The following is an 11,062-nucleotide window of genomic DNA, read 5'->3' as shown; positions in this document are numbered from 1 at the left end:
GAAGAAGACCAGAACGGCGCATCCCAACCCACCCAGGAGGCCGCCTAGCGATCACCTCGGCAGAGTCCCTGTCGCACTTGACTTGACACCTACCGGCACCCGACCACGCCTGCTGAGTACATGACGGAACGCAGGTCAGGAACGCACCAGCCGCGCGATGGCGTCGCTGGCCTCCTTGACCTTCGCCTCGGCCTCCGGGCCGCCCTGTCGGGTCGCTTCGGCGACACAGTGGGCGAGGTGCTCCTCCAGCAGGGCGAGGGAGAACGACTTCAGCGCGCTGGTGGCCGCGGAGATCTGCGTCAGGATGTCGACGCAGTACGTGTCCTCCTCGACCATGCGTTGCAGGCCACGGATCTGCCCCTCGACACGGCGCAACCGGGTGATGTGGTTCTTCTTGCCATGGCTGTATCCGGCCATATCCGCCCCTCCATCGGCGCCACCGCCCATGACCTTACCCATCTGCGGTATGTGAGACCGCATCGAAGATCACCATGACCAGGCGGTGAACGGCATCCTCGGACGGCAACTCCCTGGCCGCCGTAACCGCGTGCAAGCAATAGGTCGCGAGTTCGTCAGCGACGACGTCCGCGCGGAAGGCGCCTGTCCGGGCGCCTTCCGCCAGCAGGTCCCGTACCATGCCGTGAAGCTGCTGCTGAGCCTGGCCTACCTGCTCGTCGCGGTGCAGGAACGCCACCAGCGCGCCATCCCCATGCCCGCGGGACTGCCGCGAGATGTGCGCGTACGCCCCCAGTACGGCCCGCAGCCGCGCGGCGGGCTCGCCGGCCTGATCCCGTACCTGCGCCAGGTGTTCGAGGTGACCCGTGATCTGCCGTTCATGCCAGGCGAGCAGGATCGTTTCGACGTCAGGGAAGTACTTGTACAGCGTCGCGCGGCCGATGCCGGCCCTCTCCGCGATCTGGGACATCGTGACCGATCGCAGCCCGTGCTCGGCCACGAGCACCGACGTGTGCATGAGGATCGCCTCGCGTACGTCGCGGCGATGCGCCTCGATCGTCTCGTTCCACAGCCTCGGCACGGTCTGAGCATATGCGATGAGGGATCAATACACGATGTATTGACGGAGACAGCCTGTTTCGTAAAACATGGTCCGCATGCAGTCGCAACGACCATGGAGGTCAGACAGATGACAGAGCAACACATGCCACGCTGGGTGAAGGTGGCCGGGATCATCACGGCCGTTGCCGTGCTGCTCTTCGTCATCCTGATGCTCATGGGGGGCCATGGGCCTGGCCGTCACATGGGGGCCTCGGGCGAGGCCACTGCGGTCGCCACGAATCCCTTGGCCGCATGAGCCCCATGGCGCCTCGCCTGCGCAAACTGGCCCTTACGGCGCACGTCTGCGCCTCCGTGGGATGGCTGGGCGCGGTACTGGTCTTTCTGGCGCTGGCGGTCGTCGGCTTGGCCAGCCCGGACGCGCGGACAGTCCGCGCCGTCTATCTGGCGATGGAGCCGGCCGCCTGGTACGCCCTCGTGCCGCTGGCCGGAACCTCGCTGCTCACCGGACTCATCCAGTCCCTGGGCACCACGTGGGGCTTGTTCCGGCACTATTGGGTGCTGTTCAAGCTGTTGATCAACGTGGCTGCCGTTGTTGTCCTGCTGATGTACACCCAGACTCTGGGCTATCTGGCCGGCGTCGCGGCGGCCCCGGAGCCCGATCCTGAGGGGCTGCGGAGCCCTTCCGTTCTCATCCACTCCGTCCTGGCGGTGGTGCTGCTGCTCCTGGCCACACTGTTGGCCGTGTTCAAGCCGCGTGGCCGGATGAGGTTCGTCGCGTCCAGGACCGCAGCATCCCAGCCATGAAGGGATGGCTCCACGCCGTTCGACGTGGAGCCATCCCGCTCTTGCTACTTGAAGCGGCGCAGCCGCAGGCTGTTGCTGACCACGAACACGCTGGAGAACGCCATCGCGGCACCTGCGATCATCGGGTTGAGCAGGCCGAGCGCGGCCAGCGGCAGGGCGGCCACGTTGTAGGCGAAGGCCCAGAACAGGTTGCCCTTGATGGTCGACAGCGTACGCCGCGACAGCCGGATGGCGTCGGCGGCCACCCGCAGGTCGCCGCGTACCAGCGTCAGGTCGGAGGCTTCGATGGCGGCGTCGGTGCCGGTGCCCATGGCCAGCCCCAGATCTGCCTGGGCCAGCGCGGCGGCGTCGTTGACGCCGTCGCCCACCATCGCCACCACCTTGCCCTCGGCCTGCAGCTTCTTGACCACGTCCACCTTGTCGGCGGGTAGCACCTCGGCGATCACCTCATCGATGCCCACCTCGGCCGCCACCGTCTTGGCCACGGCCTCGTTGTCGCCGGTCAGCAGCACCGGCGTGAGACCGAGAGTGCGGAGCTGGGCGATGGCCTCCTTGCTGGTGGGCTTGACCACGTCGGCCACCACCAGCACGGCGCGGGCCTGGCCGTCCCAGCCCACCGCCACCGCGGTACGGCCGGCGGCCTGAGCTTCGTGCAGGTTCCGTTCCAGGTCGGCGGGCAGGTGCTGGGACCACTCCTCCAGCAGCCGTGGACGGCCGACCAGCACCGCGTGCCCGTCCACGATCCCCTGCACACCCAGCCCTTCGACGTTCGCGAAGTCCTCAGGCGCGGGCAGGTCACCGACGCGGGCGGCGGCGCCCTTGGCGATGGCCTGGGCGATCGGGTGCTCCGAGGCGTACTCCAGCGCGCCAGCCAGGCGCAGCACCCCCTCTTCACTCTCCCCCTCCGCCACGTGCACGGCTGTGAGGGTCATCTTGCCTTCGGTGACGGTGCCGGTCTTGTCCAGAACAACGGTGTTGATCTTGCGGGTGGACTCCAGTACCTCGGGACCCTTGATCAGGATGCCGAGCTGGGCGCCCCTGCCGGTGCCGACCAGCAGCGCGGTCGGCGTGGCCAGGCCCAGCGCGCACGGGCAGGCGATGATCAGTACGGCCACCGCAGCCGTGAACGCCGCGCCCACGCCGTCGCCGGTGCCCAGCCAGAAGCCGAGCGTGCCGAGGGCCAAGGCGATCACGACCGGCACGAAGATGCCGGAGATCCGGTCGGCCAGGCGTTGCACCTGTGCCTTGCCGGTCTGGGCGTCCTCGACCAGCTTGGCCATCTGGGCGAGCTGGGTGTCGGCGCCGACCCGGGTGGTGCGGACGATCAGCCGGCCGCCCGCGTTGACGGTGGCGCCGGTGACCGCGTCGCCGGGCCGTACCTCGACCGGCACGGACTCGCCGGTGAGCATCGAGGCGTCCACCGCCGAGGTGCCCTCTTCGACAACGCCATCGGTGGCGATCTTCTCGCCGGGCCGGACGATGAACCGGTCGCCGACTTTGAGCTGCTCTACGGGGACGCGGCGGCCGTCGGCCAGCTCCACATCCTTGGCGCCCAGCTCCAGCAGGGCCCGCAGCGCCGCGCCGGCGCGGCGCTTGGAACGCGCCTCGAAGTAGCGGCCGGCCAGGATGAACGCCGTGACGCCTGCCGCGGCCTCCAGGTAGATGTTGCCGGAGCCGTCGGTGCGCTCGATGGTGAAGGCGAACGGGTGCGTCATGCCGGGCGTGCCCGCGGTGCCGAAGAACAGCGCCCACAACGACCAGCCCAGCGCGGCCAGCGTGCCGATGGAGATCAGCGTGTCCATGGTCGCGGCGCCGTGCCGCAGGTTCGTCCAGGCGGCCTTGTGGAACGGCCAGCCCGCGTACACCACCACCGGCGCGGCCAGCACCAGCGACAGCCACTGCCAGTTGGTGAACTGCAACGGCGGGATCATCGCCATCGCGATCACAGGTACGGCCAGCACCACGGAGGTGATGAGGCGGTTGCGCAGCGGCTGGAGCTCATCCTCCGGCTCCTGCTCAGCCTGCCCCCCACCCTCGGTCTTGGGCGGGGCGGGCAGGGCCGCCGTGTACCCCGCCTTCTCCACCTCCGCGATGAGCTGCTGCGGGTCGATGCCCTCGGGGAAGGCGACCTTCGCCTTCTCCGTGGCGTAGTTGACCGTGGCGGTCACGCCGTCCATTTTGTTCAGCTTGCGCTCGATGCGGTTGGCGCAGGAGGCGCACGTCATGCCGCCGATCGAGAGTTCGACGGCATTCTGCCGGTCATCGGTGACCTGGGACATCACCGTTCTCCTTTCTCTCGGTCAGTGACTGTGGCCGTCGTCGCCGTGGCCGGTCGGCGTCGGCGTGGGTTCGGACGCGGGGGCCTGCGGTCGCTCGCCTGCGCCGAGGGTGAAGTCGGCAGTCCGGACCTCGCCCTCGTGCTGGAAGTCGAGGAAGAGGCGGTAGTCGCCGGTGCTGGGCACCTCGGCGTAGAAGACGATCTCAGGGCCGGGCTGAGTCTTGCCGTCGCCGGGCTCTCCGTCGGGGTGGACGTGCAGGTAGGCGAGGTCTCTGGCGCGCAGGGCCACCAGGTGGCCGTAGGCGCCGAGGTAGGGCTGCAGGTCGGTGACGGGCTTGCTGTCTTTGCTGACCTTGAGGGTGAGCTTGCTGGACTGTCCGGGCGTCAGGTCGCCGTCGAGGGTGACTTCATACCCGTCGACCGTCACCGTGCGGCTCTGCTCGGGGAACGCCTCGGGCCGGTAGTCGCCGGCCACGGACACGTCGGCGCCCAGGGTCAGGGCGCTGCCGCCGGTCGCAGCGAAGTCGGCGAAGGCGCGGTACGGGCCTGCCTTGGGCAGCGTCAGCTTGACCGACCAGACGCCGTCCGGCGCCATCTCGGGGTGCACGTGCTGGAACGTCGTCAGGTCGCGGGAGGCGACGATGAGGTGCAGCTTCTTGTCGTGCTCGACCTGGTAGTCCGTGACCGCCTTACCGTCCGGGCCGGTTACGGTGAAGCGAAAGTCGGTGGGTTCGCCGGGCTTGATCGTCGTGGTGATCGGGTTGAGTGTGTAGCCGTTCTCGGACACTTGGAGCCCCCCAGGGGTATCGTCCTGCACCTTTGCAGTGGCGTGCTCCCCGTGTGTCGCGCTCGCGCTCGTGGTGGGCGCCGCCATGGCGGCGTGGTCCTCGGCCGCCGGCTGCGTGCCGACCGGCCCGACCACCTTGCCCACGCCCAGGGCGCCGCCGAAGACGACGGCCAGTCCCAGCACGTACGAGCCGAGCTTCACCGCGGTGTTCACTGGTTCGCCATTTCGTAACCGGCCTCTTCGACGGCGGCGACGATCTTCGCCGTGTCGATGGGGCCGTCGCTGTCCACGGTCAGCAGGCCGGTCGCCAGGTCCACCTCGACGTTGGTGACACCGGCCACTTCACTGACCTCCTCTTTGACGGAGCTGACGCAGTGGCCGCAGGTCATGCCCTTGACGGTGTAGGTGGCGGTGCTCATATCGATCTCTCCTTCAATCCGTGGGTCAGGAACGTACGAGTCGGGCGATGGCGTCGGAGGCCTCCTTGACCTTGGCCTCCGCCTCGGGACCGCCCTTCTGCGTGGCCTCGGCGACGCAGTGGGCCAAGTGTTCTTCGAGCAGCGACAGGGAGAACGACTTCAGCGCGCTGGTCGCCGCCGACACCTGCGTCAGGATGTCGATGCAGTACTTGTCGTCTTCGACCATCCGCTGCAGGCCACGAACCTGCCCCTCTATGCGGCGCAGGCGCATCGCGTGATCCTGCTTCGTACCGGTGTATCCGGCCATGTTCACCCCTCCTAGGTCGGCCGCTCGGAATAACACCATACCCCCCTATGGTATTCCTGGCAACAGGCGGCGGCCCATCAGCCGCCCGGTGAGACTTGAGGAGTTCGACATGCCCCACGTGATCCGCAGGCCAGGCGTCCTTGGCGGGACGTCGCTGGCCGTCTTCCTGGCCATCGTGCACTTCGTCAACGACGCGATCACCGCGATGCTCGGAGCCCTGCTGCCGACCTTGCAGGCCCGTTTCGATCTGGGGCCCGTTCTGCTGGCCCTCATCGTGGCCGTCTACTCGATCTCGTCATCGGTCACCCAACCGTTCTTCGGCGCGGTGGCGGAGGATCGCAGCCTGCGCCTGGTCGGGGCGGTGGGCGTGCTGCTGGCCTCGCTGTTCCTGAGCCTGATCGGCGTCGCACCCGCTCTGGTGGCGGTCTTCGCCCTGCTGATCATCGGCGGTATGGGGTCGGCGGCGCTGCATCCCGTGGGCACGGCGGTGGCCGGCGGCCCGGCCGTACCGAACCGCACGCTCGGCGTGGGGCTGTTCACGGCCGGCGGGATGGTCGGGTTCGCCCTCGGGCCGGTGCTGATCCTCGCCATCGTCTCGGCCTTCGGCGTGGAGGCCACCCCGTGGCTGATGGTGCCGGGCATCGTGCTCGCCGCGCTGGTGTTCGCGCTGCTGCCCGACTGGGAGTCCCACGGCCGCAGGCCGCTACGGGCGCTCTTCCGGCTGCGCCTGCTGCGCGGCCCCGTCGGCGGGCTGACGCTCGCGGCGAGCCTGGCGAGCCTGGCCTTCGTCACCTTCACCAGCTCGGTCCCCCTCTGGCTGGTCAACGAGCACGGCCTGCCGACCGACGACGGGCTCATCGGCTGGACGCTGGCCGCGTTCTCCCTGGCCGCGGGGCTCGGCTCCCTGCTCGGCGGCGTGCTGGCGCCCCGCCTCGGCCGCCGGTCGGTGCTGGCGGGCTCCCTGGGCGTCGCGTCCGTCCCGCTGATCGCGGTCCTAGGCCTGGAGCCGGGCGGCGTCCCCTACTTCGTCGCGACCATCCTGGCGGGTGCCCTCCTGTACGTGGGCAGCCCGATCACCGTGGTCCTCGCGCAGGACCTCGCGCCCGGCGCGCCGGCAAGTGCGGCCGGCATGGTCCTGGGAGTGTCGGCCGCCCTGGCAGGCGCCCTGTACGTCGCCCTGGGCTGGCTCCAGGAACTGATCGGCGTAGGTGGCGGAATGGCCGTCGGCTTCGCGCTGGCCAGCCCCGCGGCGCTGATCGTCCTAGCGGTGCTGCGACGGCACCCGGAAGCCGGACGTTGAGCCGACAGGCTTGACAGATACCCCCCTGCGGTATTTATTGTCCCTCGCAAATACCCCCTATGGGTATCGATTTCGACAGGAGAGAACCCATGTCCGCACCATCCCCCGGCGCTGGGCTGCCCTGGCCCTGATCGCCACAGCACAGTTCATCGTCATCATGGACACGTCGATCATCGGCGTGGCCCTGCCCCGCATCCAGCAGGACCTCGGCTTCTCGCAGGAGAACCTGTCCTGGGTCTTCAACGCCTACGTCGTCGCCTTCGGCGGCCTCCTCCTGCTCGGCGGCCGCCTGTCCGACCTGTTCGGCGCGCGCCGGCTCTTCAGCGCCGGCTGGATCGTCCTGCTCGCCGGCTCGCTTCTGGCCGGCATCGCGCCCGAGGTGTGGGTCGAGCTGACCGGACGCGCCGTCCAGGGCGTGGGCGCCGCGCTGATCGCCCCGTCCGCGCTCACCCTGCTGATGATGTTGTTCGGCCACGACCCCAGGGAGCTGACGAAGGCCCTGGCCCTGTACGGCGCCGCCGCGCCCGCGGGCGGCACCGCCGGCGTCTTCCTCGGCGGCGTCATCACCGAATACCTGAGCTGGCCCTGGGTCTTCTACATCAACATCCCCATCGCGCTCGTCGCGCTCGCGGCCACCGGCCCGCTGATGCCCGCCGCCCCTGCCAGGCGCGGCTCCATCGACGTCCTGGGCACGCTGACCGTCACCCTCGGCCTCGGCACCGCGGTCTACGCCATCGTCCGCGCACCCGAAGCCGGCTGGGGGTCGGCTGAGACGTGGCTGGTGCTCGCCGCCGCCGTCGTGCTGCTGGGGGCGTTCGTCGCGATCCAGGCCCGCCGCCAGGAGCCACTGCGGCTGTCCATCTTCCGCACCCCGAACCTGGCCGCCGCCAACCTGACCCAGCTGCTGCTCGGCGGGGCCTGGATCCCGATGTGGTTCTTCCTCAACCTCTACCTGCAGCAGGTCCTCGGCTACAGCGCCTTCCCCAGCGGCGCCGCCCTGGTCCCGATGACCGTCCTCATCATGCTCGGCATGATCGTCCTGGCACCCCGGGCCATCGGCCGCTTCGGCCCCAAGGCCACGGCGGTCACCGGCCTCGTCCTGCTCACCGCCGGGATGGCGTGGCTGTCCCTGATCAGCCCGGACGGCAGCTTCGCCACCGACGTCCTGCCCGCCAGCCTCGTCGCCGCACTCGGCATGTCGCTGGCCTTCATCCCCTCCCTCGGCACCGCCATCTCCTCAGCGCGCCCCGAGGAAGGCGGCCTCGCCTCCGGCATCGTCAACACCAGCTACCAGGTCGGCTCCGCACTCGGCCTGGCCGCCATAACCGCCGTCGCCGCCGCCAACGGCGCCGACCAGCTCGGCAACCTGCCCGCCCTCACCGACGGCTTCTCCGCCGCCTTCATCGGAGCCGCCGCCATCGCCCTGGCCGGCGCGCTGATCGCCGCCGCGACCCTGCGCACCCGCACCAGCACGCCCACCGATCAGATCACCGCCTCCCGCGGCTGACCCATCCGCACCCAAAAGAGAATCCCATGTCCATCCTCATCGCCTACGACGGCTCACCTGATGCCCAGCACGCCATCGAGGAGACCGCACGCCTCTTCCCGGGAGCCTCCACCGTGGTTCTCTACGCCCGCCAACCGCTGGAAAGCCTCGCCGCTCACCTGGAAGGCCACCCGGCCCTGGAGGACCTGCGCGACCTCGACGCCAGAACCTTGGACGCCTCCGAGCAACTGGCCGCCGAAGGCGCCGAGCGAGCTCGAGCCCTCGGCCTTAAGGCCGAACCTCGGGTGGCCTCCGTACCGGAGGAGACGGCCGCCGAGGCCATCGTGGACGTGGCGGAGGAGATCGACGCATCACTGATCGTCCTCGGGTCCCGCGGGCGCCGCGGGTTGCCGGCACTGCTGTCGGGCAGCACCTCCACCCGGGTCATGCACTCCACCGGCAGGCCGACGCTGATCATCCCCTCCGGAGCCCTGGCCGCTGCTCGCCGAGCCGGCAGAGCAGGTGCCGGACGCTGAGACGTACGCGCCCCGGCTCCCGAACCATCCGTGGAGCCGGGGCGCGAACGCGTCCATTGAACCCGGCGCCTACCGCCCGCGTAACCACACGTAAGACCAGATCAGCTACCACCGATAGTAAGTCGGCCTGCCTAGCGAAATTGCGCAGAACAGGGCAACAACCTCCACGCCTTCTGTACTATTTCGGCCCAGGTTCAGAGACAGCCGGACCGTTCGGAGGCTGGCCGGCGTTCCCACTGCAGGGCAACCCCGAGACGGCCCTGAGCAGCATGGCCTCCCTTGAGCAACTGGCGCAGGACCGAGCGGCCGAGATCCTCGCCTACGAGGCGGCGACAAAGGACCTGCGCACTCGGCGTGCCGAAGCGCAGCGAGTCCTGACAGAAGCCGATGACGCTCGCGACAAGGTTCGCGACGAGAAGGCGAAGGTGGACAAGCTGGTCATGGAGCAGACCAAGCTCCTGCGACGGCTGGGCACCTTCCAGACCGATGATCCCAACAGCCCTGGCATCCAGTACACCGGTCCGACCTCCGGCAACGCCCGACGCGCGCTCCAGTTCGCCTTCGCCCAAGTGGGCAAGCCCTACCGGTACGGCGGCACCGGCCCCGGCTCCTACGACTCTTCCGGCCTCACGCAGGCCGCCTGGCGTACCGGCGGCGTCGAACTGCCCCGGACGACCTGGACCCAGTGGTCCTGGGGCGCCAGCCGCCGCGTCCCCTTGGACGCGCTGCAACCCGGCGACCTGCTCTTCAGCAAAGGACTCGGGCACATGGGCATGTACGCCGGCGATGGGAAGATGGTGCACGCCCCTCAGACCAGAGACGTCATCAAGGGGGTCGACCTCGACGACTACTGGCGCAACCGCCTGCTCGGCGCAGTCCGCCCGTGATCGTCATACCCTCCACGCGACACCGAACAAGTAGTCGCCGCCGATCCGGGTAACCCATCGATCGTCTACACGCAGCCCTTGGCGAGGCAGTTCGGCGAGGAACTCTCCTGCTGTGAACCGGTCTTTCTTCAGGTGATCGAAGAGGACGCGAAAGAACGGACGAGCCAGGGCGGTCGCGGTCACTTCTTCGAAGAAGAACCTGCCGCCCACGGGCAGGACTCGCCCTACCTCGCGCAATGCGGCCCGCCAGTCGGGAATGTGATGGATGATCCCGAAGTCGAAGACAGCATCGTAGTCGCCATCCTCGGCTCCGAAGGCGGCACGCAGATCAGTGGCGTCGCCTACCGCGAGTCGCACGCGCCCTGCCTGGCGTGCCAGCCGTTGCCGGGCCCGGCGAATCATCGCCGGGTCCAGGTCGACCGCGTCGACGCGTACGGCACCGAACTTGTCCAGGACCAGTTTGGTCCCGTATCCGCTGCCGCAGCCGATCTCCACCACCCTGCCTCCGGGCGTCCGACCGCCTAGCTTCATCAGCAACGGCGCTTCATACCAACGCTGCAGAACCCGGCGGATGGCACTGTTGACCACCAGGGTTTCCATCCGGTTCATCAGCATGGAAAGCTTCTTTCGCCACCAAATCCACAACACGGGACGCTTCTTCCGTCACCGACCGAGCTGCCGCGCCGGGCCCGCCCAGAGGAACGGACATGCGGCGAGGAGGGCAGGTCAGAGCCGCTTGAGGATCTGCTCCAACTGTTTCACTTCTTCCTGCTGGGTGGCGATGATGGTCTTCGCGAGCTCCTTGGCCTGCGGGTCGGCCCCATCTGTCTCTTCGGTCCGGGCCATCTCGATCGCCCCTTTGTGATGGGCGATCATCTGCTCCGCGAAGAGCTTAGGGCACTTCCAGTCCCGAACCCGTCAGCTAACCCGGTAGGCGGCATGGAAGCAAGGAGTCAACACCCCCATGCCCAACTACAAGCGCGTCAGCATTGCCGTAGCAGGAGCCGTCCTGGCCGGAACCGCCGCCATCACCGGTGTGACCGGAACGGCGTCCGCCGAGACCACGGGCCACGACACGACCCACAGCGCTCATCACGAAGCCAGGTCGTTCACCTACGGCGTGGACTGGTTTTGCTCGTGACTAGCGGATCTGGCGCAAAGTCCGTGAAGCGGTGACGGTGCGTAATGATCGTTAGGTTGTGAGGAGCACTCGTTTGCGGAGGAGGAGAAAGCCGGCACGG

Annotated in this window: 14 protein-coding genes and 1 pseudogene; 7 read left to right on the top strand and 8 right to left on the bottom strand. The window is 68.7% G+C overall.

Translation table 11 applies throughout. From position 1 onward, the window contains the following. Positions 1-135: 135 nt before the first annotated feature. Together ACIBVN_RS59640 and ACIBVN_RS59635 are read right to left on the bottom strand one after the other, a co-directional pair. Positions 136-417: a metal-sensitive transcriptional regulator gene (locus ACIBVN_RS59640; RefSeq protein ID WP_357889126.1), complete on the bottom strand. Its 282-nt coding sequence runs from the start codon at positions 415-417 to the stop codon at positions 136-138. A 34-nt stretch (positions 418-451) separates the two neighbouring features. Beyond that, entirely contained in the window at positions 452-1,036 is a 585-nt protein-coding gene (locus ACIBVN_RS59635; RefSeq protein ID WP_397151619.1) for a TetR/AcrR family transcriptional regulator, read from the bottom strand. A gap of 108 nt (positions 1,037-1,144) precedes the next feature. Between ACIBVN_RS59635 and ACIBVN_RS59630 the strand changes: the two genes are divergently transcribed. Next, positions 1,145-1,312 carry a hypothetical protein gene (locus ACIBVN_RS59630; RefSeq protein ID WP_397151617.1) on the top strand — a complete coding sequence of 56 codons (168 nt, stop codon included), beginning with the start codon at positions 1,145-1,147 and terminating at the stop codon, positions 1,310-1,312. Further along, positions 1,309-1,821 (top strand): hypothetical protein, encoded by a 513-nt coding sequence (locus tag ACIBVN_RS59625; RefSeq protein ID WP_397151615.1) that lies wholly within the window; start codon positions 1,309-1,311, stop codon positions 1,819-1,821. Before ACIBVN_RS59630 ends, ACIBVN_RS59625 begins: the two co-directional genes overlap by 4 nt. Positions 1,822-1,865: 44 nt before the next feature. On the opposite strand, the gene ACIBVN_RS59620 is transcribed toward ACIBVN_RS59625, so the two are convergent. The 4 genes from ACIBVN_RS59620 to ACIBVN_RS59605 are packed head-to-tail and all read right to left on the bottom strand — an operon-like array spanning position 1,866 to position 5,612. Continuing rightward, positions 1,866-4,100: a heavy metal translocating P-type ATPase gene (locus ACIBVN_RS59620; RefSeq protein WP_397151613.1), complete on the bottom strand. Its 2,235-nt coding sequence runs from the start codon at positions 4,098-4,100 to the stop codon at positions 1,866-1,868. 21 nt (positions 4,101-4,121) lie between these two features. After that, positions 4,122-5,099, bottom strand: coding sequence for a hypothetical protein (locus ACIBVN_RS59615; protein ID WP_397151612.1), 978 nt, complete (start codon positions 5,097-5,099; stop codon positions 4,122-4,124). Continuing rightward, positions 5,096-5,305, bottom strand: coding sequence for a heavy-metal-associated domain-containing protein (locus ACIBVN_RS59610; protein ID WP_397151610.1), 210 nt, complete (start codon positions 5,303-5,305; stop codon positions 5,096-5,098). Before ACIBVN_RS59610 ends, ACIBVN_RS59615 begins: the two co-directional genes overlap by 4 nt. A gap of 25 nt (positions 5,306-5,330) precedes the next feature. After that, positions 5,331-5,612: a metal-sensitive transcriptional regulator gene (locus ACIBVN_RS59605; RefSeq protein WP_364371186.1), complete on the bottom strand. Its 282-nt coding sequence runs from the start codon at positions 5,610-5,612 to the stop codon at positions 5,331-5,333. 109 nt (positions 5,613-5,721) lie between these two features. On the opposite strand from ACIBVN_RS59605, the gene ACIBVN_RS59600 reads away from it, so the two are divergent. The 4 genes from ACIBVN_RS59600 (at position 5,722) to ACIBVN_RS59585 (ending at position 9,821) form a co-directional block, all read left to right on the top strand. Continuing rightward, entirely contained in the window at positions 5,722-6,912 is a 1,191-nt protein-coding gene (locus ACIBVN_RS59600) for an MFS transporter (RefSeq protein WP_397151608.1), read from the top strand. Between the two features lie 157 nt (positions 6,913-7,069). Next, positions 7,070-8,419, top strand: a complete 1,350-nt coding sequence (locus ACIBVN_RS59595; RefSeq protein WP_397151606.1) for an MFS transporter — start codon at positions 7,070-7,072, stop codon at positions 8,417-8,419. Positions 8,420-8,445: 26 nt separating this feature from the next. Then, positions 8,446-8,934 (top strand): universal stress protein, encoded by a 489-nt coding sequence (locus tag ACIBVN_RS59590; protein ID WP_397151604.1) that lies wholly within the window; start codon positions 8,446-8,448, stop codon positions 8,932-8,934. A gap of 269 nt (positions 8,935-9,203) precedes the next feature. Then, on the top strand, positions 9,204-9,821 hold the full coding sequence (locus tag ACIBVN_RS59585; RefSeq protein WP_397151602.1) for a C40 family peptidase: 618 nt from the start codon (positions 9,204-9,206) through the stop codon (positions 9,819-9,821). 3 nt (positions 9,822-9,824) lie between these two features. On the opposite strand, the gene ACIBVN_RS59580 is transcribed toward ACIBVN_RS59585, so the two are convergent. Continuing rightward, positions 9,825-10,436, bottom strand: a complete 612-nt coding sequence (locus ACIBVN_RS59580) for a class I SAM-dependent methyltransferase (RefSeq protein WP_397151600.1) — start codon at positions 10,434-10,436, stop codon at positions 9,825-9,827. 111 nt (positions 10,437-10,547) lie between these two features. After that, a pseudogene (locus ACIBVN_RS59575) lies at positions 10,548-10,703 on the bottom strand (DUF305 domain-containing protein); the annotation flags it as partial. A gap of 82 nt (positions 10,704-10,785) precedes the next feature. Between ACIBVN_RS59575 and ACIBVN_RS59570 the strand changes: the two are divergent. Further along, positions 10,786-10,962, top strand: a complete 177-nt coding sequence (locus tag ACIBVN_RS59570; protein WP_397151598.1) for a hypothetical protein — start codon at positions 10,786-10,788, stop codon at positions 10,960-10,962. The last annotated feature ends 100 nt before the right edge of the window (positions 10,963-11,062 follow it).

This window comes from Nonomuraea sp. NPDC049400 (assembly GCF_044466425.1).
GTDB lineage: Bacteria > Actinomycetota > Actinomycetes > Streptosporangiales > Streptosporangiaceae > Nonomuraea.
The sequence above is the reverse complement of the archived record's forward strand: the minus strand, read 5'-3'. Positions and strand labels throughout refer to the sequence as shown.